The 24,596-nt window shown below is 70.8% G+C and carries 23 protein-coding genes; 12 read left to right on the top strand and 11 right to left on the bottom strand.

Annotated elements, in window-relative coordinates; all coding sequences use genetic code 11:
- Positions 1–262 precede the first annotated feature (262 nt).
- A complete protein-coding gene (locus ACGFH9_RS19170) occupies positions 263–442 on the top strand; it encodes a DUF4236 domain-containing protein (RefSeq protein WP_355051826.1) in 180 nt (59 codons plus the stop codon).
- A 223-nt stretch (positions 443–665) separates the two neighbouring features.
- Here ACGFH9_RS19170 and ACGFH9_RS19165 read toward each other — a convergent pair whose 3' ends face one another.
- The gene (locus ACGFH9_RS19165) at positions 666–1,592 is read right to left on the bottom strand and encodes a hypothetical protein (protein ID WP_393220892.1); all 927 of its coding nucleotides are present in this window, start codon (positions 1,590–1,592) and stop codon (positions 666–668) included.
- 24 nt (positions 1,593–1,616) lie between these two features.
- Complete coding sequence (locus ACGFH9_RS19160) at positions 1,617–2,138, bottom strand: VOC family protein (RefSeq protein WP_393220889.1); 522 nt, start codon at positions 2,136–2,138, stop codon at positions 1,617–1,619.
- Positions 2,139–2,184: 46 nt separating this feature from the next.
- Between ACGFH9_RS19160 and ACGFH9_RS19155 the strand changes: the two genes are divergently transcribed.
- Together ACGFH9_RS19155 and ACGFH9_RS19150 are read left to right on the top strand one after the other, a co-directional pair.
- Positions 2,185–2,649 (top strand): MarR family winged helix-turn-helix transcriptional regulator, encoded by a 465-nt coding sequence (locus ACGFH9_RS19155; protein WP_393220886.1) that lies wholly within the window; start codon positions 2,185–2,187, stop codon positions 2,647–2,649.
- Positions 2,650–2,706: 57 nt separating this feature from the next.
- The gene (locus tag ACGFH9_RS19150; protein ID WP_393220883.1) at positions 2,707–4,329 is read left to right on the top strand and encodes a tetratricopeptide repeat protein; all 1,623 of its coding nucleotides are present in this window, start codon (positions 2,707–2,709) and stop codon (positions 4,327–4,329) included.
- A 268-nt stretch (positions 4,330–4,597) separates the two neighbouring features.
- On the opposite strand, the gene ACGFH9_RS19145 is transcribed toward ACGFH9_RS19150, so the two are convergent.
- Positions 4,598–5,950 (bottom strand): ATP-binding protein, encoded by a 1,353-nt coding sequence (locus ACGFH9_RS19145; RefSeq protein ID WP_393221035.1) that lies wholly within the window; start codon positions 5,948–5,950, stop codon positions 4,598–4,600.
- A gap of 80 nt (positions 5,951–6,030) precedes the next feature.
- Positions 6,031–6,687 (bottom strand): response regulator transcription factor, encoded by a 657-nt coding sequence (locus ACGFH9_RS19140; protein ID WP_393220880.1) that lies wholly within the window; start codon positions 6,685–6,687, stop codon positions 6,031–6,033.
- A 97-nt stretch (positions 6,688–6,784) separates the two neighbouring features.
- Between ACGFH9_RS19140 and ACGFH9_RS19135 the strand changes: the two genes are divergently transcribed.
- Together ACGFH9_RS19135 and ACGFH9_RS19130 are read left to right on the top strand one after the other, a co-directional pair.
- Positions 6,785–7,888: an outer membrane lipoprotein carrier protein LolA gene (locus tag ACGFH9_RS19135; RefSeq protein WP_393220877.1), complete on the top strand. Its 1,104-nt coding sequence runs from the start codon at positions 6,785–6,787 to the stop codon at positions 7,886–7,888.
- 257 nt (positions 7,889–8,145) lie between these two features.
- Positions 8,146–10,365: a HelD family protein gene (locus ACGFH9_RS19130; RefSeq protein WP_393221032.1), complete on the top strand. Its 2,220-nt coding sequence runs from the start codon at positions 8,146–8,148 to the stop codon at positions 10,363–10,365.
- Between the two features lie 55 nt (positions 10,366–10,420).
- On the opposite strand, the gene ACGFH9_RS19125 is transcribed toward ACGFH9_RS19130, so the two are convergent.
- Positions 10,421–10,846: a hypothetical protein gene (locus ACGFH9_RS19125; RefSeq protein WP_355233753.1), complete on the bottom strand. Its 426-nt coding sequence runs from the start codon at positions 10,844–10,846 to the stop codon at positions 10,421–10,423.
- A gap of 385 nt (positions 10,847–11,231) precedes the next feature.
- On the opposite strand from ACGFH9_RS19125, the gene ACGFH9_RS19120 reads away from it, so the two are divergent.
- A complete protein-coding gene (locus ACGFH9_RS19120) occupies positions 11,232–11,603 on the top strand; it encodes a hypothetical protein (RefSeq protein ID WP_393220874.1) in 372 nt (123 codons plus the stop codon).
- 71 nt (positions 11,604–11,674) lie between these two features.
- Here ACGFH9_RS19120 and ACGFH9_RS19115 read toward each other — a convergent pair whose 3' ends face one another.
- The 4 genes from ACGFH9_RS19115 to ACGFH9_RS19100 all read right to left on the bottom strand — a co-directional run bounded on the left by ACGFH9_RS19115 (position 11,675) and on the right by ACGFH9_RS19100 (position 15,084).
- Positions 11,675–12,637 (bottom strand): sporulation protein, encoded by a 963-nt coding sequence (locus ACGFH9_RS19115; protein ID WP_393220871.1) that lies wholly within the window; start codon positions 12,635–12,637, stop codon positions 11,675–11,677.
- A gap of 205 nt (positions 12,638–12,842) precedes the next feature.
- The gene (locus ACGFH9_RS19110; RefSeq protein ID WP_393220868.1) at positions 12,843–13,874 is read right to left on the bottom strand and encodes a HEAT repeat domain-containing protein; all 1,032 of its coding nucleotides are present in this window, start codon (positions 13,872–13,874) and stop codon (positions 12,843–12,845) included.
- 119 nt (positions 13,875–13,993) lie between these two features.
- Complete coding sequence (locus ACGFH9_RS19105; protein ID WP_393220865.1) at positions 13,994–14,215, bottom strand: DUF397 domain-containing protein; 222 nt, start codon at positions 14,213–14,215, stop codon at positions 13,994–13,996.
- The gene (locus tag ACGFH9_RS19100) at positions 14,212–15,084 is read right to left on the bottom strand and encodes a helix-turn-helix domain-containing protein (RefSeq protein ID WP_393221029.1); all 873 of its coding nucleotides are present in this window, start codon (positions 15,082–15,084) and stop codon (positions 14,212–14,214) included. Before ACGFH9_RS19100 ends, ACGFH9_RS19105 begins: the two co-directional genes overlap by 4 nt.
- Before the next feature lie 333 nt (positions 15,085–15,417).
- On the opposite strand from ACGFH9_RS19100, the gene ACGFH9_RS19095 reads away from it, so the two are divergent.
- Both ACGFH9_RS19095 and ACGFH9_RS19090 read left to right on the top strand, forming a co-directional pair.
- Entirely contained in the window at positions 15,418–15,666 is a 249-nt protein-coding gene (locus ACGFH9_RS19095; RefSeq protein ID WP_355623043.1) for a DivIVA domain-containing protein, read from the top strand.
- A gap of 92 nt (positions 15,667–15,758) precedes the next feature.
- Entirely contained in the window at positions 15,759–16,013 is a 255-nt protein-coding gene (locus ACGFH9_RS19090) for a hypothetical protein (protein ID WP_393221026.1), read from the top strand.
- An 84-nt stretch (positions 16,014–16,097) separates the two neighbouring features.
- Here ACGFH9_RS19090 and ACGFH9_RS19085 read toward each other — a convergent pair whose 3' ends face one another.
- The gene (locus ACGFH9_RS19085; protein WP_393220862.1) at positions 16,098–16,871 is read right to left on the bottom strand and encodes a DeoR/GlpR family DNA-binding transcription regulator; all 774 of its coding nucleotides are present in this window, start codon (positions 16,869–16,871) and stop codon (positions 16,098–16,100) included.
- Positions 16,872–16,908: 37 nt separating this feature from the next.
- Positions 16,909–18,900 (bottom strand): beta-galactosidase, encoded by a 1,992-nt coding sequence (locus ACGFH9_RS19080; protein ID WP_393220859.1) that lies wholly within the window; start codon positions 18,898–18,900, stop codon positions 16,909–16,911.
- Positions 18,901–19,184: 284 nt separating this feature from the next.
- Between ACGFH9_RS19080 and ACGFH9_RS19075 the strand changes: the two genes are divergently transcribed.
- From ACGFH9_RS19075 to ACGFH9_RS19060, 4 genes are read left to right on the top strand one after another with little or no spacing between them, the layout of a single operon-like run.
- Positions 19,185–20,513: an ABC transporter substrate-binding protein gene (locus ACGFH9_RS19075; RefSeq protein WP_393220856.1), complete on the top strand. Its 1,329-nt coding sequence runs from the start codon at positions 19,185–19,187 to the stop codon at positions 20,511–20,513.
- A gap of 21 nt (positions 20,514–20,534) precedes the next feature.
- Positions 20,535–21,491: a carbohydrate ABC transporter permease gene (locus tag ACGFH9_RS19070; RefSeq protein ID WP_393220853.1), complete on the top strand. Its 957-nt coding sequence runs from the start codon at positions 20,535–20,537 to the stop codon at positions 21,489–21,491.
- Positions 21,488–22,369: a carbohydrate ABC transporter permease gene (locus tag ACGFH9_RS19065; protein WP_393220850.1), complete on the top strand. Its 882-nt coding sequence runs from the start codon at positions 21,488–21,490 to the stop codon at positions 22,367–22,369. Before ACGFH9_RS19070 ends, ACGFH9_RS19065 begins: the two co-directional genes overlap by 4 nt.
- Entirely contained in the window at positions 22,366–24,501 is a 2,136-nt protein-coding gene (locus ACGFH9_RS19060) for an alpha-galactosidase (RefSeq protein ID WP_393220847.1), read from the top strand. Before ACGFH9_RS19065 ends, ACGFH9_RS19060 begins: the two co-directional genes overlap by 4 nt.
- The last annotated feature ends 95 nt before the right edge of the window (positions 24,502–24,596 follow it).

The following is a 24,596-nucleotide window of genomic DNA, read 5'->3' as shown; positions in this document are numbered from 1 at the left end:
CCCGCTGCGACATGAACCCATGCTGCCGGCGGTGGGAGCGGCCGGTCAACGGTCTTCCAGAAGGTGAGACTTGCATCGCTGCCGATGTTACGTAGCGCCACTAGCAGCGTTTACCGGTGCGCAACACCTATCTGGTGGATAGAGATTCATGTGCCGCGGCACCGCACCGTCCATCCGGGACGACGAGGTGGTTTCGGAATTCGCCCGTTCGGGAATGTTCGATCTCGACACGGCAGGGAACGATGACGAGGGGAGTGCTCCGATGGGCCTCATGTTTCGCAAGCGCAAGAAGATCGGTCCGCTGATCCTGAACTTCACCGAGAACGGCTTCTCCTCGTGGAGCATCAAGATCGGCCGCTGGTCCTGGAACTCGAAGGCCCGGGCACACCGCGTCGACCTGCCGGGACCACTGTCCTGGAAGCAGGACAAGGCCCGGTCGTAACGACCCGGGAGTCGAGCGGGGTGCCGGTGATTCACCGGCACCCCGCTCGGCGTCTCCACCCACCCGCGCCCCGCACCCCGCGCCCCGCGCTCGCCCCCGCGCTCACCCCCGTCGATCTTGCACTTTCGGTTGTCGTTTTGCGCGGGAACACCCCTTGTGTCGCCACCGAAAGTGCAAGATCGCGGGGAGACAGAGGCGGGGGGCGGGGAGACAGAGGCGGCGGTTAGGGGGTTGGGGTGATTAGCTCGTCGCCGGCCAGGCGGCCTGATTCGCGTTCTCGGGTCACCTCACCGGTGGTCAGCAGGGTGGTGAGTGCCTGGTTGGCGTCGGTGGCGCGGTAGGCGGTCGTGGTGAGGGTGTACCGCCGTAGGTCGGTGACCGGCTGCGGCCCACACCGGCGTAGTTCGGTCAGCAGATTCCGGGCCAGCGGCTCAAGGGCCACCGCCCCCGACACGTCCACCGGTGGGGCCGCCGGGTCGGCGGGGTCGCGGTAGCGCACACCGAGGTCCGCGCCGACCGTCCAGAGTGCGTCACGGACCGCCTCCAGGCTCCGGTCCGACCGGCTGCCGAACGCGACCACCCCGGCCTCCACGCCGCCCACACCAGCCTCTACATCGCCCGATTCCCCGTCCACCGGCAGCACCGGCGTGACCTCGGCGACCAGCGGGAAGCCGGCGCGGCCGAGAGCGGGGCGCGCGCTGCTGGCGGCGTGCAGCAACACTTCGCCGTTGCGGCCGTTGGCGCAGGCCCGGAGCACCTCCGCGTGCGCCGGGCCGGTCAGGTCGAGGAAGCAGAACAGTGGCGATCCGGCCACGGAGGCCGCCTTCAGTGCGACGGGCAGCCGGCCGGGGCCGCCGGGCAGCAGGTGCACGGTCACCTCGGGAGGCAGCTCGGCCTCCACCGATCCGAGCCGGGCCGGCAGGTCGGCGGCCTCGTCGGCCAGCACCAGGATCGTCACCTGTCGGCCGCGTACCTGCGCGGCGTGGTCGGCGACCACCCGCAGCACGGCCTCGGCACCGCCGCCGTCGGCGCCGGCCCAGGCCAGCGCGACGGTCACGCGACGGGAGCGGTGCAGAGCGGTGGGCAGCCAGGTCGCCAGGTGGCGGACCAGCAGCTCGCGGAGGAAGTCGGCGGTCCAGTTGGTTGGCACCGGTCCGTTCTACCCTATGGCCGTTCAGGCCGGGACGGAGATCCCCACACCGCCGCGGGTCTGCCCGCCGTAACGCTGCTGTTCGGCGGCCAGGTCGAGCCGACCGATGCGCTTGCGGGCGGCCAGAGTGGCGTCGTCGAGCCGGTCGGCCGGGACCAGCCAGACCACCTCGAACTCCAGACCGTCCGGGTCCTGCCCGTAGAGGCTCTTGGTGGTGCCGTGGTCGGACGTGCCGGCCAGCGCCCCGGCGGCGGCGAGCCGCTCGGCGGTGGCGGCCAGCTCGTCGAGAGTGTCGACCTCCCACGCCAGGTGGTAGAGCCCGACGGTGGCCCGGCCGGCGGTCGAGCGCCCGGCGCCCGCGCCGACCTCGAAGAGGCCGAGGTCGTGGTCGTTGGTGGAGTCGGGGGCCTGGAGGAAGGTCGCGCCCCGGAAGTTGTCCGGGGCCATCTCGACCAGGGTGAAGCCCAGCACGTCGCGGTAGAAGTCGACGCTGCGGGCGAGGTCACTGACGTACAGAACCGCGTGGTTGAGCCGGTGAATACCCATGACTCCACGCTAGCGCGATTTGGTTGAGCGTTCAACCATCGGGAGTATGATAGGCGTCATGACCCGCTGGTTGAACCCCGACGAGCAGCGCACCTGGCGGGCGTTCCTCGCCTCCTCCCGGGCGCTGATGGACACGCTCGACCGTGAGCTGCAACGCGATGCCGGCATGCCGCACGCCTACTACGAGATCCTGGTCCGGCTCTCCGAGGCGCCGGGTCGGCAACTGCGGATGAGCGAACTGGCCGAGGTCACCAGGTCGTCGCGCAGCCGGCTCTCACACGCCGTCGCCCGCCTGGAGCAGGCCGGCTGGGTGCGCCGCGAGGACTGCCCCACCGACCGGCGCGGGCAGATCGCGGTGCTCACCGACGACGGTTTCGCCACCCTCGCCGCCGCCGCGCCCGGCCATGTCGAAGGGGTACGTCGGCACCTGTTCGACGCGTTGAGCCCCGCCCAGATCGACCAGTTACGCCGGATCAGCGAGACGTTGGCCGAGCATCTGAGCAGATCCTGACCGATCGACACCGGCGCGGGTCTTGTACTTACCGTCGTCGGATGAGCACGATGGGGCGTGTCCTCCGGCTTCGACGAGTTGACTGACCAGGCGCACCACCTCGTGTCCGCTGGCGACATGGCCGGTGCGCAACGGCTGCTCTCCGATGCGCTCACCGACGCCGACCCTCGCCCGGCCAACGCCACGCCCGAGCTGGCCGAGGCGGCGAGCCTGCAGGCGCGGGTGCTCGTCGCGCTCGGGGAGCCGCACTCCGCCCGTGGTTGGGCAGCCTTCGCGTACGCGGCCACGACCCGGTTGCACGGCCGCTCCGATCCCCGCACCGTGGCCGCCGCAGCGACCCTGGCCGCCGTGCTGCACCGGGTGGGCAGCCACTCCCGGGCCGCCCGGCTCTACCAGGACGTGATCATCGAGCTGACCGCTCAGGACGGTCCCGAGTCGCTGCGGGTGCTGGCCGCGCACGCCGACCTGGCCACCGTCGAGTACGCGCGCGGCCAGTGCACGGTGGCCCGCGACCGTCTCCAGGACGCGTGGGAGTTGCACCGCGAGGTGTACGGGGACGGCCATCCCAGCGGGATCAAGATGCTGGCCCGGCTCGGCTCCATGCAACGCGACTGCGGGCAGTTCGCCGAGGCGCACGACAACCTGGCACTGGCCCGCGAGCTGTGCCGGCAGCACCTGTCCGCCGACGACCCGCTGGCGCTACAGGTGGCGTCACTCGCCCGGGCCGCGGCCAACCCCGACCACGTCTGCGCCGACGACCCGTCCGCCGTCCGGGACGCCCCGGTGGTGCCGGCGGCGCGTACCCCGACGCCCAGCGACCCGCCGCTCGAGGCGGCCTACCACCCGTCCGCGCCGGTCGAGCCGGAGCTGGCCGAGGGTCTGGCCGGCCCCGGGGTCACCCACAGCGGCCCGGTCCCGAATCCGCGGGTGCCGGCCGACGAGCCGGACGGTTCGCCGGGCTTCCGCTGGCCGCCGGACCCGTCGGACCCGCCGGACGACCCTGCCCCGCACCCCAACGTCCCGCCGGTGCCCCCGTCGGTCGCCGGGTTCACGGGGGGCACCGAGGAGGCGTCTGGCGTCTACCGGCTGTACCGCCCCGGCGCGGCGGCCGAACCGGATCGGCCCTCCGCGCCGCTGACGCCGTACACGCCGTCGCGGTTGTTGCCGGTGCCCGTGCACCGGGCGCCGACGCCGGCCCGTAACCGGCTGGTGCCGGTGCTGGTGGCCGGCATGGTCGTGGTGCTGCTCGGCACGGCGGCGGTGATCGCCGGCGTGGCGCGCGTCGGCGACGGGGACGACCCGAAGTCCGGGCCGGTCAACGGCTCCCCGAGCGCCGGCCCGAGCGGCACGGGCGCGCCGCCCACCACCGGCACCCCGGCGGCCGGCACGGCCACGCCGGCCGCCGCGCCGGGCACCCCGCCCGGCACGGTGTCCCTGCGCGACAACCGGGACAACATCGCACTGCGGTGGACGTACCCGGCCGGCGGCGAGGGCCCGGTGGTCGTCTCCGCCGGCCGCACCGGGCAGGAGAAGACCGCCATCGCCACGCTGCCCGCCGGCACCGACAGCTACATCGTGTACGCGCTGAACCGCGCCAACGACTACTGCTTCACCGTCGCCGTCGTCTGGTCCACCGACACCGTCGCCAGCGCCAACCAGGTCTGCACCCGCCGCCGCTGAGCCCCGGCCGGTTGACCCCTTCGCCGGCGTCACGTGCTGTGAACCGCAGGCCGACTGCCGTCCTGGTGACGCAGAGCAGTGACCTGCCCGCCCACCGCCCTTCACGGGCCCTTTGCTCTGCTTCAGCGGAGGCATCACTGCACCGGAGCTGCGAAAACGGCGAGGTCGCGCCGCCAGCTCGGCGTCCACTCGGGCACTCCCCGTGCCTGTTGCCTCGATTGAAGCAGAGCAAAGGGCGCGTATGAGGAATGTGGGCTGCCTCTGCTCGTCACGGTCGGTGAAGCAGTTCCTCACCCTCGGGTGGCACCGCCGGCAGCAGCAGGCGCACCCGCAGCCCCGGCTGGTCGTCGGCGTCGGTCAGGGTGATGACGCCATCGGCGCGCCGCACCAACTCCCAGACGATGGCCAGGCCCAGGCCGGCTCCGCCGTCGTCACGGCCCCGCCCGTCGTCCAACCTGGTGAAACGATCAAAGACCCGCCCTCGATCGGCCGTCGGAATGCCCGGGCCGTCGTCGGTCACCGTCACCAGGTGGTACGCCGCGTCGTGCGGCTCGGCCGTGAGGATGACGCTGCCGCCCGCGTGCCGGACCGCGTTGTCGACGAGGTTGGCCAGCACCCGCCGTAGCTCGGTCTCGTTGCCGGCCGTCCACAACGGCCCGGGGGACGGCACGAGGAGCACCGGCGGCGACGGATACCGGGCGGCGACCTCGGTCAGCAGCGCGGTCAGGTCGACCGGGCCGGTCCCCCGCGCCGGAGGCATCTCGTCCAGGCGGGCCAGCAGCAGCAGGTCGTCGACCAGTCGGCTCAACCGCTCGGTGTCGGCGAGCAGGTTGACGGTCACCGCCGTCCAGTCCGTCCGATCGGCGAGTCGCTGGGCCACCTCCAGCTCGGTACGGATGTTGGTGAGAGGGCTCCGCAGCTCGTGCGCGGCGTCGGAAACGAAGGCCTGCTGCCGGGTCCGGGCCGATTCCAGCCGGTCCAGCATCCCGTTGAGGGTGACCGCCAGCCGGTGGATCTCGTCGGCGGAGGCGGGCACCGGCAGGCGGCCGGCGCCGGCCCGACCGGTGATCTCCTCAGCGCCCCGGCGGAGCGCCTCCACAGGACGTAACGTCGCGCCGACAACCCGCCACGCCACCCCGGCCAGGACCACCACCAGCAGCGGGAACGCCACCAGCAGGATGGTGCGCACCACGTGGGTGCTCTGCCGTACGTCGGCCATCGAGCGAGCGACCAGCACGGTCAGCGGATCGGCGGCCGAGCCGGCGGGTACGGCGACCACCCGGACCGGTCCGCGGAGCCCGACCCGCTCGGCGGGAACGTCCAGGCGCTGCCGCTGGCCGGTGTCCAACCATTCGGGGCGGACGATGGGCACGAGCCGGTCCGCGTCGATCGAGGCGGCCCGGACCCGGCCCTGCGCGTCGATCACCTGGACCCGGACCTGCCCACCAGCCACCGGCAGCGGGTCGGGCAGCGCGTCCTCGGCGGCGAGCAGGGCCACCGCGTCGGCGGTCCGGAACGCCTCGGTGTCCACACTGCGCTGGAGCACGAAACGGAGTGCGCCCAGCAGCACCACTCCGCCGAGGGCGAGGGCGATGGTGAGCCCGAACACGCCGAGCGCCAGGAGCCTGCCCCGTAGGCCCAGTCCGCGCAGACCCCAACGGGGTGACCAGCCGCTCCGGCCGCTCCCCGGGTCGGCGGGCGTCACGTCGCCAGCCGGTAGCCGGCGCCCCGGACGGTCTCCAGCCGATCCCGGCCGAGCTTGCGGCGCAGGTAGCCGACGTACACCTCGACCACGTTGGGCGCGGTCTCCAGGCTGGCGTCCCACACGTGGTCCAGCAGCTCGATCTTGGAGATCACCTGGCCGGGGCGGCGCATCAGGTAGTCCAGCAGCGCGTACTCGCGGGCCGTCAAGGTCACCTCCGCGTCGGCCCGGGTCACCCGTCGACGGGCCGGGTCCAGTCGCAGGTCGCCGACCGCCAGCACGGTGGGACGCTCCGGCGCTCCCCGGCGCAGCAGCGCCCGCAGGCGGGCCAGCAGCACCACGTACGAGAAGGGCTTGGTCAGGTAGTCGTCGGCGCCGCAGTCCAGGCCGTCGGCCTGGTCGTACTCGCCGTCCTTGGCCGACAGCATCAACACCGGCAGCCAGTGCTGCTCGGCCCGGAGCCGACGCACCACCTCGTAGCCGGAGAGGCCGGGCAGCATCACGTCGAGGATCATCGCGTCGTACCCTCCGTGGCGTGCCACGTCCAGGCCGGCGGGGCCGGTCGCCGCCACGTCGACCACGAAGCCCTCCGCCTGTAGGCCACGTTGCAACGCGGCCGCCAGCCGGGCCTCGTCCTCCACCACCAACAACCGCACGGCTCAAGGGTGCCACCTGGGTCAATGCCGCCAGTTCGGCGTCCTCAGCGCCCTCACAGCGCCGACCGGGCAGGATGTCGGGTAGGAGGTAGCCACCATGTCGATCCTGAGAAGCCGTCCCGTCCTGCGTTGGCTGGTCCCGGCGGCCGCCGGCGTCGCCGTCATCGGTGGAGGCGCCGTCGTCGGCACGTTCGCCGCCGAGGCGGAGCCGAGCCTGCCGCCGCGTACCGCCGCCCAGCTTCTGGTGGACCTGCAGACCTCGCAGTTGGAGGGGTTGTCCGGGACCGTCGTGCAGCGCGCCGACCTCGGCCTGCCGCCGCTCGTCGGGCTGATCCCCGGCAACGACCTGACGACCCTGCTGACCGGTACGCACACTCTGCGGGTCTGGTATTCGGGCCCGGACCGGCAGCGCGTCGCCCTGGTGGACACGCTCGGCCAGCAGGACGTGATCCGCAACGGGCGGGACGTGTGGACCTGGGAAAGCCGCAGCAACACCGCCCGCCACCGCACCCTGGGCGAGGCGAAGGACGCCGGAAGGGCGACGCCCGAGGCGACACCGAGCCTGCCCGCCACTCCGCAGGAGGCCGCCGACCTGGCGTTGGGCGCCATCGATCCGAGCACCCAGGTCAGCGTCGGCCGCTCGGCCACCGTCGCCGGGCGGGACGCCTACGAGCTGGTGCTCCAGCCGCGTGACCGCGACTCGCTCGTGCACCAGCTACGGATCGCCATCGACGCGAAGCAGCACGTGCCGCTGCGCTTCGAGGTGCTCGCCAAGGGCAGCGACCAGCCGGCGTTCGAGATGGCCTTCACCCAGGTCGACTACCGCCGCCCCGACGCCGATCAGTTCGCCTTCAACCCGCCCCCGGGCGTGACCGTCGCCGAGGAGACCGCCGAGCGCCCGACCGGGGGCAGGCCGGCGCACGCCGCGCCGGGTCGGGACCCGCAGGTGCGTACGGTCGGCGAGGGATGGACCACCGTCCTGATCGCCCGCCTCGGCGCGGCCCCGGGCGGGAAGCCCTCCGGCGACGCATCGGACGCGAACGTCTCGAAGCTGCTCGGTGGGCTGCCGGCGGTCAGCGGGGAGTGGGGCAACGGGCGGCTGCTCACCGGCAAGCTGTTCAGTGTGCTGCTCACCGACGACGGGCGGGTGCTCGCGGGAGCGGTCACCCCGGAGCGGCTCTACCAGGTGGCTCGCGGCTGACGTCCCCGATACGCGTACGCCGGGTCGACCAGATGGTCGGCCCGGCGTTCTGTGTGACTCGTATCGGCCCGGTCGGCTTGGTGACAGCGGGCCGACCGCGCTATCTTCGACAATTCGAGGACACAAAAAAGAACGGCTTAAAAGCCGTTCCTGCATTGGATTCTAATCTTTAGGGAGACGGCTTGTCAAGGCACTCCGGCGGTACCGGTGAATTGCCGCTCGACGACGAGATCGGCCGCGAGCAGGAGTACGTCTCGATGCTCTACGGCCGGCTGGACGGGTTGCGTGAGCAGGCCACCCGCCGACTCACCGCCGAACTGCGCAACACCGGCGGCACCCTCCAGGACCGCTCCCAGCGCGACAGCTCCGTGGCGATGTACGCCGACCAGGTCGAGCAGTTCTCCGCCGTGGAAAATGGCCTCTGCTTCGGGCGGCTCGACGGCGACGACGACTCCCGCCGCTACATCGGTCGGATCGGGATCTTCGACACCAGTGGCGACTACGACCCGCTGCTGATGGACTGGCGGGCCCCGGCCGCTCGGCCGTTCTACCTCGCGACCGCCGCCAACCCGCAGGGCGTACGCCGTCGCCGGCACCTGCGTACCCGCCAGCGCAAGGTGACCGGGCTCAACGACGAGGTCCTCGACATCGACAGCGCCTCCCCCGGCGGGCACGAGGAGCTGACCGGTGAGGCGTCCCTGCTCGCCGCCCTGAACGCCGGTCGCACCGGCCGGATGCGCGACATCGTGGAGACCATCCAGGCCGAACAGGACAGCATCATCCGCGCCGACCTGCCCGGCGTGATGGTCGTCCAGGGTGGCCCCGGCACCGGCAAGACCGCCGTCGCGCTGCACCGGGCGGCGTACCTGCTCTACACACACCGGCGGGAGCTGTCCAGCCGCGGTGTGCTGCTGGTCGGCCCGAACGCGACGTTCCTGCGCTACATCTCCCAGGTGCTGCCCACGTTGGCCGAGACGGGCGTGCTGCTGCGTACCCAGGGGGATCTGTTTCCCGGGGTGAGCGCCCGGCGCGCCGAGCCGGCCCAGACCGCGGCGCTCAAGGGTCGTGCGGTGCTCGCCGAGGTGCTGGCCCTGGCCGTGCGGGACCGGCAGTGGGTGCCGGACGAGCCACTGGAGATCGAGATCGAGCGCGAGGTGCTGATTCTCGACCCGGAAACCGTGCGCGCCGCGCGGGACCGGGTACGCCGCACCGAGCGCCCGCACAACCTGGCGCGGGCGCTGTTCGACGTGGAAATCGTGCACGCGCTCGCCGACCAGGTGGCCGAGCGGATCGGCGCCGACCCGCTCGGTGGGGACAACCTGCTCGACGAGGCTGACCGCGCCGAGATCCGCCGGGAGTTGCGCGAGGAGACGGAGGTCCAGGCCGTACTCGACCGGTTGTGGCCGGTGCTCACCCCGCAGCGCCTGCTCGCCGACCTGTACGCGGACCCCGACCGGATCGCCGCCGCCGCGCCGATGCTCACCGACGACGAGCGGGCACGGCTGCACCGCGAGCCGGGCGGTTGGACACCCGCCGACGTGCCGCTGCTGGACGAGGCCGCCGAACTGCTCGGCGAGGACGAACGGGCCGCCGCCGCCCGGCGCGAACGCATCCGCGTGATGGAGCGGGAGTACGCCGAGGGCGTGCTGGAGATCGCCCGCGGTTCCCGCTCGATCGACGTGGAGGACGAGGCCGAGGGCGGTGAGATCCTCGGCGTGACCGACCTCATCGACGCGGACCGGCTACTCGAGCGGCAGGAGGAGGCCGACCGCCTGACCACCGCGCAGCGCGCCGCCGCCGACCGCACCTGGGCGTTCGGCCACGTCATCGTGGACGAGGCGCAGGAGTTGTCGCCGATGGCGTGGCGGCTGTTGATGCGCCGCTGCCCGAGCCGGTCGATGACGATCGTCGGGGACGTGGCGCAGACCGGCGCGCTCGCCGGGACACCCTCCTGGGCCGATGCGCTCGCCCCGTACGTGGCACAGCGCTGGCGGCTGACCGAGCTGACGATCAGCTACCGCACACCGGCCGAGATCATGGCGGTCGCCGCCGACGTACTCACCGAGATCGACCCCCAGTTGCGGCCACCCCGCTCGGTGCGGGAGAGCGGCGTACCCCCGTGGGACCGCGCGGTGCCCGACGAGCAGCTACCCGCGGAGTTGGTGGCGGCGGTGACCCGCGAGGCCGCCGGGCTCGCCGAGGGCCGGCTCGGCGTCATCGTGCCGGCCGGCCGGGTGGACGCGCTCGGTGCGGCGCTGACCGCCGCGCTTCCCGAGGCCACCGTGGGCGAGCACCCGGAGCTGGAGAGTCGGGTGGTCGTGCTGACCGTCGCGCAGGCCAAGGGGTTGGAGTTCGACTCGGTGCTGGTGGTCGACCCGGACCGGATGGTGGCCGAGTCGCCGCGCGGGCGCAGTGACCTGTACGTCGCGCTCACCCGGGCCACCCAGCGTCTGGGCATCCTGCGCCCCTGCCGCTGACCGACCACCCCGTCGCCCCCGCTGACCGGTTGGTCGGCGGGGGCGCGGGGTGGGATCACCGTCGGTCGGTGGAACGGTCCCGGATGGACTTGCCCGGGCCGGTCGCCGAGGTGGACTGGTCGCTGGTCCCGCCGCCCGTCGGAGTGCTCATGCCGCCGGTGGTGGCGTCACCTGTCGTCGTCGGGGCCACCTTGCCGGGATGCCGCTCCGGCTGGCGGGCCACCCGGCGTACGCTCGCCGGCCCGGCGGTGCCACCGGTCGTGGTCACCGCGCCCTGCCCGCCGACCGGGCCGCCGTCGTGCAACACCCGCGGGTCGATCCGCTCGTGTGCGGGGTCGAGCGGGTCGTCGCGTTGGAGTTGGGTCTCCACGTCGGTGCGGGGCACTGTCACCTCGTCGAGGGCGCCCTCGCCGTACACGCCGCCGGCGATCCGGTTCTCGGCCTGGCGGGCGGCCTCCTGCCGCATGTCGTCCTCACGCACGTCCATCACCTCGCAGAAGCTGTGGAACTGACTGGGTGCCCGACCGTCGGTCGACCAAACCCGTAGGCTCGCGCGACGACCCCGAACCGGACATCCGCCGCGTTCACCCCATGAGAGTGAGGCAGCATCTTCGGGGATGCTGCTGCCTCGCAGCGGGTTGAGGCAGCAGCATCCCTGTAACTGCGCAGATCATGGCCCTCCACCCTGGGGACGCGCATGGCCCGGCCGTCGTCGATTCTTTTTCGGGCCGGGGAGTGTTACCTGGTCGGCGGCCTCGGGTAGTCGGTGGGCGTCCCCGCCGTGCAAGCGAACCGTGCCGTGGCCGAAACGCGGTAGCGGGGCGAGGGAAGGCAGGTACGACTCATCGCATCCTGAGGAGGACCAGATGAGCACGCAGGCTGCTTCCACCAGGCCGATGAACCGGCCCATGAACGACCCGCAGAACCCCGCCATGATGCGGGACACGCAGCAGATGCCGGTCATGCACGACGGGCGTCGGAACGACATGCAGGCTCCCGGTACGGAGACCAAGCAGGCGTTCAAGACCACCGAGTTCTGGATCTACCTGATCGCGGTGGCCGCCGTACTGGGCGCGTCGCAGGTCGTCGGTCGGAACTCCGCCGGAGTGGACATCTTCCGGGCCGACAACGCCTGGTTCCTGATCACCCTGCTGACGCTGGGCTACCTCGGTAGCCGCGGCCTGGCCAAGGCCGGCAGCAACTGGCGCAGCAGCGCGGAGCGCAAGGCCCGGCACTGACCGGGTGACAGCACAGCGCGCGGTGGCCTCCGGGAGCATCTCCCGGAGGCCACCGTCGTCTGTGGAACGCGCTACTCGTCGCCGCCGAAGTCGCCGAAGTCGCCCTCGAACGCGTCCTCGATCATCTCGCCGGCGATCATGCCGCCCGCGACGCCGAGCGCCGCGCCGGCGACCATCCCGCCCACGCCCATACCGCCCCGGCCGTGACCGTGACTCGGGCCGTAGCCGTGGCCGTGGCCGTACTGCGAGCGCAGACTGCCGTAGCGGGACGTGGTCTCGCGCAGCCACCCGTCGACGACCTGCGCCCAGTCCACCCGGTCGACGTCGGCGTGCGACACCTGGTAGCGGCCGAACGCGTCGTGCCCGGCGCTGAGGAAGCCGCCCCGCTTGTCACACTCCAGGATCACCTCGACGCCACGCTGGCTGGTCACGAAGGTCAGCTCGACCTCGTTGATCGTGCCCGCGTACTGCGGCGAGGCGAAGAACTCGATCTCCTGGTAGAACGGCAGCGTCTGCTGCACGCCCCGGATGTGGCCACGCTCCAGGTCGGCGTGCTTGAAGCGGAAACCGAGCCGCTGGAACGCCTCCAGAATCCGCTCGTGCACCGGCAACGGGTGCACGGCCACCTGGTCCAGGTCGGTCTTGTCGACCGCGCGGGCCACCGACAGCTCGGTCCGCAGGCCCATCGTCATGCCGTGCAGGCGCTGGCCGTACACGTCGGTGATCGGGGTCTCCCACGGCACCGGGAGCTGGAACGGGATCGACAGCTCCTGCTTCGGCGCGAGCTGGAACGCGCCGCTCACGCCCATCCGGTGGAACTCCATGGTGCCCGCGTACTCCGTGTCGTGGCCCTCGACCTCGACCCGGGTGACCAGGCCGATCACCACCTGCTCGATGGCCGCGGGGTTGTCACCGCCGACGAGGTTGACCTGCCCGTCGAGGGTCAGGCCGGGCCGGGTGTTGGGGTTGGCCAGCACGGTGTCCACGCTGGGACCACCCACACCGAACGCGCTCAACATCTTCTTGAAGACCATCGGAACTCCTGTGCGACAGCCGACCGCTCCACCATGGAGCCGGACGTTGACTCACCGCGCACCCTATCCAGACCCCCTGTGAGGTGGCTGTGAGCGCGCCGCGCCTGGCCCGCTTGATCGACTCGACATCCTGCAAGTCGGGGTATCACTACGATCGGGACAGCCCGACTTCCGGGAATCCGAGTCGATCACCGCCGAGGCGTGGCTATGTCGGGCTCAGGTCCGCGATCGCCTCCTCGGCCGCGCGCTCGGGATCGTCGCCGGCCCGGCGGAGCAGCCCGTCGACACACCAGTAACCCGAACGGTCGGCACCATCGGTGATGTCGAGCTGAAGGTCGAGGTCGCACCGCTCGCCAGCCACGCTGACCGCCCAGTCGGGCTGACGCCGGTGCACGGCGAGCAGTAGCTGCCAGGCCAGGTCGTTCCGCCGGTCGCGGCGCGGCGGATCACATTCGCGCAGGGCATCGGCGACGTGGTCGGCGTCCGGATCGAAGCCCTTCAGCAGCGGCAGCAGTGACGGGTCACCGAGGTAGGCGGCGGCCCAGATGGTGAACGGGTGGACCTCGTCCTGCGCGAGCAGCTCGCGTACCAGTGGCAACGCCCGTGTGTCCCGCCGCCGGGCCAGCCCGCGAGCGCCTTCCGCGCGTACCTCCGGGTCGACGTCGCGGGTGCGGTCCCACAGCGCCCGACGGACGGCGTTCCCGTCCGCGGTGCTCACCCAACCGAGCCCGAAGGTCGCCCACTCCCGCACCCGCGCGTCGGCGTCAGCGGACAGGTCGATCAGCACCGCCTCGCCGGCTTCGGCCGGCGGGTCGTCGAGCACCGCCGGCACCGCGAGGGCGACCTGGAAACGTACGTCGCTGTCGGTGCTGCTCGCGAGGCTGACCAGGGTCGGCAGGGCGTGAGGGTCGCAGGTGGCACCCAACGCGCGCGCGATCGACCAGTGCACCTCGGGATCGGTCTCGGTGGCGGCCAGCGAGATCAGGGCCGTCGCGGCGTCCACGCGCAGATCGTCCCCGTGCACGGCGCTCGCGGAGCCGAGCAGGTCACACGCCGCCGCGCGCACGACGCGGTCTGGATCGGCGAGCTGCCCGACGGCCAGCCGGACGGCCACCGGACCCGCGCCCGCCGCGTGCCGGAGCAGCTCCGACCAGTCGTCGGAGTCGCCACTCTCGACGGTGCGCCGCAGCCGCTGCACCGCCCGGTCGAAACGGTCCGCCACCTCGTGCGCCTCCATGACCGGCATGGTGCCCGCCGACCAGGAGGTGACGCCACCGACTTCTGATCAACTCGACATCGCCGAAGTCGGGCCATCAACCCGACCGGGACACCCCGACATCGGCGATGTCGAGTCGATCACGGCTCGGTGCGCGCGAACGCGCCGTCCTTCACCCCGTTGACGAACGCCGTCCAGTCGCTGACGCCGTAGACGAGGGTCGCGGACGCCCGGTCCTTGCTGTCGCGCACCGCCACCCGACCAGACCCGTCGAGAACAGGCCCGGCCTCGACGCAGTTGCCGCCGTTGTCCGGGCTCCTGGTGCTGATGTGCCAGGCGACGTCAGGCGTGGACTCGCTCATGACAGCTCCTCCGTGAGTGCTGTGATCAGCTTCGCCGACTCAGTCGCACTGAGTGCGGCCTCCCGGGGGCGATCGTACGCGCGGACGTACCGCGAGGCATTGTCCGATTCCAGGAAGAGGCGCCCACCGAGGGTTTCGGCATGGGCGACGTCTGAGTAGGGGGCAGGCATCTTGAAGAGCCAGAAAGTGCCGTCCAGGCCGGCGTGCAGCCCGAGGGCCAGCGGGAGAACACGGATCTCGATAGTTGGCTTCGCGGTAGCGCGTGCGAGGTGAGCCAGTTGAGCAGCCATGACGCTTCTACTCATGACGTGCCGCCGCAGGGCCGCCTCCTCGATGATCACGGAGAGCCTCATCGGTGGAGGGCCATCCAGCAACCGCTGTCGATCCATGCGCAGTTGGACCCATTTCCGGATATCGACCTCACTAGCGGAACTCGGCTCGGCGTTCCTGATGACCGCCTCGGCGTAGTCGCGTGTCTGAAGCAGCCCGGGTATCAGATGCGCCGCGTAGGTACAGACCTCATCGGCTCTCGATTCCAACCACGGGAAGTCGATGAACGAGTTGTCGTAGATCGTCTTGTCGAAGCCGTTGTCCCAGCGGTCGACACGCCAGACGTCCTGTGCGAGCTGGATCAGCCGCTCCCGTTCCCGCTCGTCGTAGACGCCGTAGAGATCCAGCAACGCCACGACAAGATCTCTCCGGAAGGGCCACTCCGCTCTCTCATAGCGAGCGAGCGACGAGAAGTCACGCTCGAGATACTGCGCGACGTACTTGAGGGTGAGTCCACGCTTCTCGCGCAGCTCACGCATCTGCTGGCCCAGCCATTGGGCACGCAGGGTTCGAACGAACGGCTCTCTAATCGCGGCCATGTTCACCTCTCCAGGCACCCACTGAGGGATTCCGTTGGTGTCGTTGCACCAATACCGAGGCCACTGGAAACGTGACCTGCGGGTGAGGGTGATCGCCGGGCCCCCGGGGAAGCCCGGTGCAAACACGGCAACCGCGGCTGTGCCAACAGCCGAGAAGGTGACGAGAGACGGCCTCGCGAGTGGCAGTCGCATACCGGCTCTCGTCGGGTCTCAACTAGAGCGTCGGGATGACTGAATCCCGGCTCCGAACCGACTTGCACGAATACCTACCACGAAAAAGGACGCGTCCGCGACCCCGACGCGTCCACGGACCCGACGACAGGGAGGTGACCGATGACCAGAGGCACGCTCTACGACGGCGGCCGGCTGCATCCACGGCACGTGCGCGACCACCAGTTCGCCACCGTGGGCTTCGGCCGGCGGGGCCTCGACCCCCGGGAGGTGCGGCGGTTCCTGCACCGGATCGCGCTCGACCTGACCACGCTGCACCACGATCTGGCGCTGCTCAGCGAGGAGAACGCGCGGGTCAAGCGTGCGCTGCGGGCCCGGCAGGGTGCCTGGCCCGAGAGGCGGCAGTGGTGATCCCACCGGACCGCATCTTCGTACCGCTGCCTCGGGCCGCCGTGCTGGCCTTCACCGAGCCGACCGACTCGGCCGGACCGCCATCCCGGCACGTGATCCACCTGCCGGTGACGGTTCCCGACCTGGCCGGGACGCTGGACCTGGCGCGCACACTCGCCCGATCGCTGGCCTCGATGCCAGAGGTCGACGTCGCCGGCATCACCGTGTCGACCGAGGACGCGCAGCACGTACGACACTGGGTCTTCTGTGACCGGATCATGCCCGATCGCCGCCGGTGCGGGCGGCAGGCCGACCACGGCGGCGTCTGCCTGCCCGTCGACGACCCCTGGCCGCCTGCCAGCCGGTGAACGGGTGATCCACTCGTATTCCTGAAAATCGGGGTGTTCCGCCGAAGAGAACACCCCAACTTCCAGGAATCCGGGTCGATCACGTCACGGGTCGACGACGACCAGTTCGCCTACCTGCTCGCCGATCGTGGTGCGTGCCTCCGTCGGCAGCCCGACGTCGGTGATCAGGATGTCGGCCGCCTCCAGTGGGGCGATCGTGGCGATGCCGATCGTCTCCCACTTGGTGTGGTCGGCGAGCACCACCAGCCGGCGGGCGGCCCCGATGAGGCAACGGTTGACGCCGGCCTCCAGCAGGTTCGGCGTGGTGAAGCCGGTACGCGGGCTCAGGCCGTGCACACCCAGGAAGAGCAGGTCGACGTTGAGCGCGCTGATCGCCGCCTCGGCCACCGGGCCGGTCAGCGCGTCGGACGGGGTACGGATGCCGCCGGTGAGGACGACAGTCTGGTCGGCGCGCGGATTCTGGTAGAGCGCGTCGGCCACCGGGATCGAGTTGGTCACCACGGTCAGCCCATGCACGTCGGACAGCAGGGTGGCCAGCGCCGCGGTGGTCGTGCCGGCGGACAGTGCGATGGCCATCCCCGGCTCCACCATCGTCGCCGCCCGTTCGGCGATGGCCCGCTTCTCCGCCTGCTGGCGGATCGACTTCGCGGCGAAGCCGGGCTCGTCGGCCGAGCCGGGCCCGGCCAGTGTCGCCCCACCGTGGACCTTGTCCACCAGGCCGCGCTCGGCCAGCACCTCCAGGTCGCGCCGGATCGTCATGTCGGACACGCCGAACCGGCTGACCAGGTGGCTCACCCGGACCCCGCCGCGCTGGCGGATCAGGTCGAGGATGGCGCTCTGCCGCTGCTGGGCCAGCATCTGGGGAACCTCCTTCGCACCGTGGCCGTCGACCACACTACGACCGGTCCTCGCGGACCACGGCCACCTCGCCGGCCGGCACGGTCAGCTCACCCGTACATTGCGTCCCGGTCAACAACTCCGTGCCGCGCACGGCGACGCGTACCTCGGTGTCGGTGTGGTTGATCGCGAACAGCCAGCTTCGCTCGCCGTCGCGGCGACGTACCACCTCCACCCCGGTCGGCGCCTGCGCCGCCGGGCGGACGCCGGCCTCGTCGAGCAGTCGGGCGACCAGCCGATCGGTGGCCGGCTCGTCCAGCCGGGTGCCGACGTACCAGGCGGCGCCCGTGCCGACCGGCCGTCGCGTCAGCGCCGGCACACCCGGCAAGGGCCCGTCGGTGTACGACGCCAGCACCTCGGCGTCGTCGGGGTGCAGCCACTCGGCCCACACGTCGGCGGTGCTGCCGTCGTCGAGTTCGACCCGCTCGCCCTCGCGCAGGGGGAAGAACTCCTCGGTGCGTACGCCGAGCAGGTCCCGGAACGCTCCGGGGTAGCCGCCGGGGCGGATGTGGTCGTTCTCGTCGACGATGCCGCTGAAGTAGGTGATCGCCGCCGTGCCACCGGCCTCCACGAACCGGTGCAGCGCCTCGACGTCGCTGTCGCGGACGAGGTACAGAGTCGGTACGAGGACCAGCCGGTAGCCGCTGAGGTCGGCCGACGGATGGACGATGTCGGTGGTCACGCCGGCCCGCCACAGCGCCCCGTAGAGAGCGTTGAGGCGGTTGGCGTACGTGACGTCGACGCTCGGGTGGGAGTCCAGCTCGACCGCCCACCAGGCCTCCCAGTCGAACAGGATCGCCACGTCGGCGTCGACCCGACTGCCGCGTACCTCGGCAAGGGCCTTGAGGTCCGCGCCGAGCTGGCAGACCTCGCGGAACACCTTGGTGTCCGGGCCGGCGTGCGGCACCAGCGCGGAGTGGAACTTCTCGGCGCCGGCCCGGGAGGCGCGCCACTGGAAGAACAGCACGCCGTCGGCGCCCCGGGCGACGTCGGCCAGGCTGTTGCGGCGGAGCTGGCCGGGGAGCTTCGCCACGTTGCGTGGCTGCCAGTTGACCGCGCTCGTCGAGTGTTCCATCAGCAGCCAGGGCTCGCCGCCGGCGACGCCACGGGTCTGGTCGGCGGCGAGCGCCAGCCCGACGTGGGCCTGCGGGTCGGCGGCGGTCAGGTAGTGGTCGTTGGAGACGAGGTCCACGTCGTCGGCCCAGGAGTGGTAGTCCAGATGCTTCACGTCCATGCCGATCATGAAGTTGGTGGTGATCGGCTGACGGACCAGTTCCGTGAGCGCCGCACGCTCGGCGCGGAGTTGGGCGCGCTGCTCGTCGGAGGAGAAGCGCAGGAAGTCGAGCTGCTGCGTGGGGTTGGCGAACGTCGGCGCGGTACGCGGCGGGTTGATCTCGGCCCAGTCGCCGTAGCGCTGGCTCCAGAACGAGGTGCCCCAGGCGTCGTTGAGCCGGTCCAGGTCGCCGTAGCGCTCGCGCAGCCACTCCCGGAACGCCTCGGCGCTGACGTCGCAGTAGCAATGCACGTTGTGGCAGCCCAGCTCGTTGGAGACGTGCCACATGACGACGGCGGGGTGTTCGGCGTACCGGCCGGCGACCGCGCGTACCAACTCCAGGGACCGTTCGCGGAACACCGGGGAGCTGGGGCAGTACGCCTGCCGTCCACCGGGCCAGAGAATCGCGCCGTCGGCCCGGCGGGGCAGCGTCTCGGGGTGCGCGCGGGCCAGCCATGGCGGCGGACTGGCGGTGGCGGTGGCCAGGTCGACCTGGATGCCCCCGTCGTGCAGGAGGTCGAGCACACGGTCCAGCCAGCCGAACTCGAACCGACCCGGCTGGGGTTCCAGCAGCGCCCAGGAGAAGATGCCGACGGAGACCAGGTTGACCCCGGCCCGCCGCATCAGCTCGACGTCCTCCGACCAGGTCTGCTCGGGCCACTGCTCGGGGTTGTAGTCGCCACCGAAGTAAATGCCGTCACCCTGCCATCGCCGCATGACAGGTGAGGGTGCACCGGCCACACATCGATGTCAACAGGTTCCAACATCGACTTGCTTTCCAACGTTTACCTCGTAACGGGCGCATCACGACTGGGTTATCAGAGGCGAACAGACCTCTTGACAGCGGCCTATGGAGGGGTAGCTTGAGGCCCCAACTCGCCGATCCTGTTCGCCAATGTGGATTCTCGGTGGATCACGATGCGTATTCAACAGGCCGGACCGCACCTCACCACACCTGACGGCCCCAGGGCGTAGCACCTCTTCATCCGCAGGAGGCACAGATGTCCCGTCCCCGATCGCAAGCCGAATATCTGGCTCGGCTCGTACCGCCCTCCGTCGCCGGCATCAACCGACGGTCGCTGCTGGCCGGTGCGGCCGGCACGGGCGCGCTGCTGAGCACCGGTCTGCTCGCCGGCTGCGGCGACGACTCCGGCTCCGGTGGGTCCAGTAAGGACGTCACGCTCGGATCGAACCAGTCCGACCCGAAGCCCAAGGACGTCCTCGCCAAGGTCACCGACGGGTTCAAGACCTCGTCCGGCGTGCAGGTCGCGACCAACACGGTCGACCACAACACGTTCCAGGAGAACATCAACAACTACCTACAGGGCAAGCCGGACGACGTCTTCACCTGGTTCGCCGGCTACCGGATGCGCTTCTTCGCGCAGAAGGGCCTGGCCAGCGACATCAGCGACGTGTGGGGCAAGCTCTCCGGCTACTCGGACGCCTTCAAGAAGGCGTCCACCGGCGACGACGGCAAGCAGTACTTCGTCCCGGCGACGTACTACCCGTGGGCGGTCTTCTACCGCAAGTCGGTGTGGCAGCAGCACGGCTACCAGGTGCCCACCACCCTGGACCAGTTCACCGCGCTCGGTGCGCAGATGAAGAAGGACGGCCTCACCCCGATCGCGTTCGCCGACAAGGACGGCTGGCCGGCGATGGGCACCTTCGACATCCTCAACCTGCGCATCAACGGCTACCAGTTCCACGTCGACCTGATGGCCGGCAAGGAGGCCTGGACCTCCGACATGGTCAAGAAGGTCTTCGACACCTGGGCCGGCCTGCTCCCCCTGCACCAGCCGGACAGCCTCGGCCGCACCTGGCAGGAGGCCGCGCAGTCGTTGCAGCAGAAGAAGAGCGGCATGTACCTGCTCGGCCTCTTCGTCGGTCAGCAGTTCAGCAACGACGAGCAGGACGACCTCGACTTCTTCACCTTCCCCGAGATCGACCCGGCCATCGGCGCGAAAGCCCTGGACGCCCCGATCGACGGGTACATGATGGCCCGCAAGCCCAAGAACGAGGACAACGCCCGCAAGCTGCTGGAGTACTTCGGTGGCAAGGCGGCCGCGGACATCAACCTCAAGAACGACCCGGCCGTCCTCGTCGCCAACAGTGGCGCGGACGTCGGCGGCTACACGGCCCTGCAGAAGAAGGCCGCCGAGTTGGTCGGGTCGGCCACCGAGATCGCGCAGTTCCTCGACCGGGACACCCGGCCGGACTTCGCGTCCACGGTGATGATCCCGGCGATCCAGCAGTTCATCAAGAACCCCAAGGACATCGACGGCCTGACGACGTCCATCGAGAACCAGAAAAAGTCGATCTTCACTGACTGACGGCGGAAGGGGGAGGACATCGTGTCCGACCTGCCCCTGATCCAAGCGGATCACGCCGTGCCGCCGCCGGCCGCGACCACCTCCACGGGTGGTCGTCGCCGGCGGCTACGGCTCCTGTCCCCCACCGACCGCGTGGTCGTCACGCTGATGGTGGTCGTCCCACTGCTGCTCGTCACCGCGCTCGTCTGGCTGCCGGCGCTGGCGACCGTGGTGCTGTCCGGCACCGACTGGGACGGCATCGGCCCTCTGAACGAGATCGAGTTCGTCGGCGGGCGCAACTACAGCGACGTGGTGAACATCTACCCGCCGTTCGTGCCGGCGGTCCAGCACAACCTGCTGTGGCTGGCCGTGCTGTTCGTGGTCGCGACCCCGTTCGGCATGTTCCTGGCCGTCCTGCTCGACAAGGAGCTGCGCGGCAGCCGCTTCTACCAGACCGCGCTGTACCTGCCGGTGGTGCTCTCGCTGGCGCTGATCGGCTTCGTCTGGCAGCTGCTCTACTCCCGTGACCAGGGTCTGATCAACGCCGTCCTCGGCACCGACACCGACTGGTACGGCGACTCGAACGTCAACATCTGGGCGGTCATGCTCGCCTCCGGTTGGCGGCACGTCGGCTACATCATGCTGCTCTACCTGGCCGGGCTGAAGGGCGTCGACCCGTCGCTGCGCGAGGCCGCCGCGGTCGACGGCGCCTCGGAGGTCCGGACGTTCTTCCGGGTCGTCTTCCCGGTGCTGCGACCGATCAACATCATCGTGCTGGTGGTGACCGTGATCGAGTCGCTGCGGGCGTTCGACCTGGTCTGGGTCGTCAACAAGGGCCGCAACGGCCTGGAGTTGATCTCCGCGCTGGTCACCCAGAACGTGGTGGGTGAGGCGAGCCGGATCGGCTTCGGCTCGGCACTGGCGACGATCATGCTGGTCGTCTCGCTCGTCTTCATCACCATCTACCTGGCGACCGTGATAAGGGAGAACCGGGAATGAGCGTCGACACCCCGATCCGCCGACGCAGACTGACCCCGCTGCGGATGCTGCTGCACGGCTTCCTCATCGCCGTGGCCCTGAGCTGGCTCTTCCCGATCGCCTGGGCGGTGCTCACCTCGTTCCGCTCGTACCAGTACACCGCCGCACACGGCTACGTCTCGTTCGGCGGCTGGACCATCGACAACTACGTCACGGCCTGGGACCAGGCGGAGTTCGGCAAGCACTTCCTCAACTCCGTCTACATCACGGTGCCGGCGGTGCTGCTGACGCTCTATCTCGCCTCCTGCGTGGCGTTCGTCATCGCCCGATTCAGTTGGAAGATCAACCTCGTCCTGCTCGGCATCTTCACCGCCGCCAACCTGCTGCCGCAACAGGCGTTGCTCATCCCACTGTTCCGGCTCTTCACCGAGGTGCCGCTGCCGGAGTTCATGAGCGACTCGGAGCTGCTCTACGACAGCTACTGGGGCCTGATCCTGATCAACGTCGCCTTCCAGTGCGGGTTCTGCGTCTTCGTGCTCAGCAACTACATGAAGGCGCTGCCCCACGACCTCTACGAGGCGGCGATGGTCGACGGGGCGAGCGTCTGGCGGCAGTACTGGCAGCTCACCATGCCGCTGTGTCGGCCGGCCCTGGCCGCGCTGGCCACCCTGGAGGTGACCTGGATCTACAACGAGTTCTTCTGGGCCACCGTCCTCATGCGCACCGGCGACAAGTTCCCGGTGACCAGCTCGCTCAACAACCTGCGCGGCCAGTTCTTCACCGACAACAACCTGGTCTCGGCGGGCAGCGTGCTCGTCGCGATCCCCACCCTGGTGATCTTCTTTATGCTCCAGCGACACTTCGTCCGGGGCCTGACCTTGGGAGCCTCCAAAGGATGACGATCCTGCACCTGCGCCGCGCACGGACCAGCCTGGTGCTCGACGCGCGCGGCCCGGGGCTGCCCCGGGTGGCGCACTGGGGTGGTGACATCGGCGACCTGGACGACGACGCCCTGCGCCAGCTCGTGGCAGCGACCGTGCCGCCGGTGGTGCCGAGCAGTTTCGACGAGCCACCCGCGCTGTCGCTGCTGCCGGAGGCGAGCGCCGGCTGGAGCGGTCGACCGGGCCTGGCCGGGCACCGCGACGGACGGGACTGGTCCACCGCCTTCCGGCTCGACGGAATCGACGTCGACGAGCCCGCCGACGCTCCGGCGCTGCTCACCGTGCGGGCGTCGGACCCGGCCGCCGGGCTGGCCCTGACCATCGAGATCACGCTCGACCCGCACGGCCTGCTGACCATCCGGCACCGGCTCCGCAACGACGGCGACGGCGCGTACGAGCTGCGGGAGTTGACGCCGGTGCTCCCGGTGCCGGCGGTCGCCACCGAGCTGCTCGACCTGACCGGCCGCTGGTGCCGGGAACGCTCCCCGCAGCGGCACCCGTGGCAGCACGGCGCGTGGGTCCGCGAGGGGCGGCACGGTCGTACCGGGCACGACGCCACACTGCTGCTGGTGGCCGGCACCGCCGGGTTCGGCTTCGGCCACGGCGAGGTCTGGGCTGTGCACACCGCGTGGAGCGGCGACCACGTCACCGTCGCCGAACGCCGACCCACCGGTGAGTCCGCCCTCGGTGGCGGGGAACTGCTGGCCCCCGGCGAGATCCGGCTCGCTCCCGGCGAGGCGTACGACACTCCGCTGCTCTACGCCGTCTGGTCCGACGAGGGGTTGGACGGGCTCAGTCACGTCCTCCACTCGCACCTGCGGGCCCGGCCCGGACATCCGCGCTCCCCCCGCCCGGTGACCCTCAACGTGTGGGAGGCGGTCTACTTCGACCACGACCTGGACCGGCTGCGGGCCCTGGCCGACCGCGCCGCGCAGATCGGCGTGGAACGGTTCGTACTGGACGACGGCTGGTTCCGCGGCCGACGCGACGACACCGCCGGGCTCGGCGACTGGTACGTCGACGAGGGCGTGTGGCCCGACGGCCTGCAACCGCTCATCGACCACGTGACCGGTCAGGGGCTTCAGTTCGGCCTGTGGGTCGAGCCGGAGATGGTCAACCCCGACTCCGACCTGTTCCGCGCGCACGCCGACTGGCTGCTGACCGTGCCGGGGCGGCTGCCGCCCGCGTGGCGCAACCAGCAGGTGCTCGACCTGGGCCGCCCCGAGGCGTACGACCACGTGCTGGAACGCCTCGACGCGCTGCTCACCGAGCATCCCGCCATCAGCTACCTCAAGTGGGACCACAACCGGGACCTCACCGAGGCGGGGCACGACGGCCGGCCCGGCGTACACGGGCAGACCCTCGCGGTCTACCGCCTCCTCGACGAGCTGCGCCGACGCCATCCCGGCGTGGAGATCGAGAGCTGCTCGTCCGGCGGGGCCCGCGTGGACCTGGCCATCCTGGCCCGCACCGACCGGGTCTGGGCCAGCGACTGCAACGACGCGCTGGAACGCCTCAGCATCCAGCGCTGGACCGGACTGCTGCTGCCACCGGAACTCGTCGGCACACACGTCGGCCCGCAGCGCTCGCACACCACCCACCGCGTACACGACCTGGGTTTCCGGGCGGCCACCGCGCTGTTCGGTCACCACGGCATCGAGTGGGACATCGCCTCGATCAGCGCCGACGAACAGACCGAGCTGACCGCCTGGGTGGCGTTGCACAAGCGGCTGCGCCCGCTGCTGCACGCCGGGCGGGTGGTCCGGGTCGACCACCCGGACCCGGCCGTCTGGGCGCACGGCGTCATCGACCAGGACAGGACCCGAGCGGTGTACGCGGTGGCCCGGCTGACCACGTCAGTGGCGGAGACCCCCGGCGCGGTACGGCTGCCCGGCCTCGACCCGGCGCTCCGTTACCGGGTACGGCCGGTGGCGGGCGTGCCGGCCCCGGCGACCATCGAGCGGTCCGCGCCGCCCTGGCTGGCGTCCGGCGTCACGCTCAGCGGTGCGGCGCTGGCCCGGGTGGGCGTACAACTGCCCGCGCTGCACCCGGAGCAGAGCCTGGTCCTGGAGGTCGACGAGGTCGGCTAGAAGTTTCTTTCCTCCGGGGTGTCGAGAACGGTGTGGTCGGCTTCTACCTCAGGGTGAGAGCACCGACGATGGTGCGCAGCGGTGAGGAGCGAGAC

The organism is Micromonospora sp. NPDC049102, from assembly GCF_043197485.1.
Lineage (GTDB): Bacteria > Actinomycetota > Actinomycetes > Mycobacteriales > Micromonosporaceae > Micromonospora.
This window is presented reverse-complemented; position numbering and strand designations above follow the sequence as displayed.

What these genes read in the sequence shown, in the direction of transcription:
- ACGFH9_RS19095 (WP_355623043.1), top strand. Translation starts at nt 15,418, where the DNA reads ATGACCAGAGGCACGCTCTACGACGGCGGCCGGCTGCATCCACGGCAC.
- ACGFH9_RS19065 (WP_393220850.1), top strand. Translation starts at nt 21,488, where the DNA reads ATGAGCGTCGACACCCCGATCCGCCGACGCAGACTGACCCCGCTGCGG.
- ACGFH9_RS19085 (WP_393220862.1), bottom strand. Translation starts at nt 16,871, where the DNA reads ATGCTGGCCCAGCAGCGGCAGAGCGCCATCCTCGACCTGATCCGCCAG.
- ACGFH9_RS19115 (WP_393220871.1), bottom strand. Translation starts at nt 12,637, where the DNA reads ATGGTCTTCAAGAAGATGTTGAGCGCGTTCGGTGTGGGTGGTCCCAGC.
- ACGFH9_RS19120 (WP_393220874.1), top strand. Translation starts at nt 11,232, where the DNA reads ATGAGCACGCAGGCTGCTTCCACCAGGCCGATGAACCGGCCCATGAAC.
- ACGFH9_RS19080 (WP_393220859.1), bottom strand. Translation starts at nt 18,900, where the DNA reads ATGCGGCGATGGCAGGGTGACGGCATTTACTTCGGTGGCGACTACAAC.
- ACGFH9_RS19060 (WP_393220847.1), top strand. Translation starts at nt 22,366, where the DNA reads ATGACGATCCTGCACCTGCGCCGCGCACGGACCAGCCTGGTGCTCGAC.
- ACGFH9_RS19170 (WP_355051826.1), top strand. Translation starts at nt 263, where the DNA reads ATGGGCCTCATGTTTCGCAAGCGCAAGAAGATCGGTCCGCTGATCCTG.
- ACGFH9_RS19110 (WP_393220868.1), bottom strand. Translation starts at nt 13,874, where the DNA reads ATGGAGGCGCACGAGGTGGCGGACCGTTTCGACCGGGCGGTGCAGCGG.
- ACGFH9_RS19075 (WP_393220856.1), top strand. Translation starts at nt 19,185, where the DNA reads ATGTCCCGTCCCCGATCGCAAGCCGAATATCTGGCTCGGCTCGTACCG.
- ACGFH9_RS19130 (WP_393221032.1), top strand. Translation starts at nt 8,146, where the DNA reads ATGCTCTACGGCCGGCTGGACGGGTTGCGTGAGCAGGCCACCCGCCGA.
- ACGFH9_RS19105 (WP_393220865.1), bottom strand. Translation starts at nt 14,215, where the DNA reads ATGAGCGAGTCCACGCCTGACGTCGCCTGGCACATCAGCACCAGGAGC.
- ACGFH9_RS19135 (WP_393220877.1), top strand. Translation starts at nt 6,785, where the DNA reads ATGTCGATCCTGAGAAGCCGTCCCGTCCTGCGTTGGCTGGTCCCGGCG.
- ACGFH9_RS19155 (WP_393220886.1), top strand. Translation starts at nt 2,185, where the DNA reads ATGATAGGCGTCATGACCCGCTGGTTGAACCCCGACGAGCAGCGCACC.
- ACGFH9_RS19100 (WP_393221029.1), bottom strand. Translation starts at nt 15,084, where the DNA reads ATGGCCGCGATTAGAGAGCCGTTCGTTCGAACCCTGCGTGCCCAATGG.
- ACGFH9_RS19160 (WP_393220889.1), bottom strand. Translation starts at nt 2,138, where the DNA reads ATGGGTATTCACCGGCTCAACCACGCGGTTCTGTACGTCAGTGACCTC.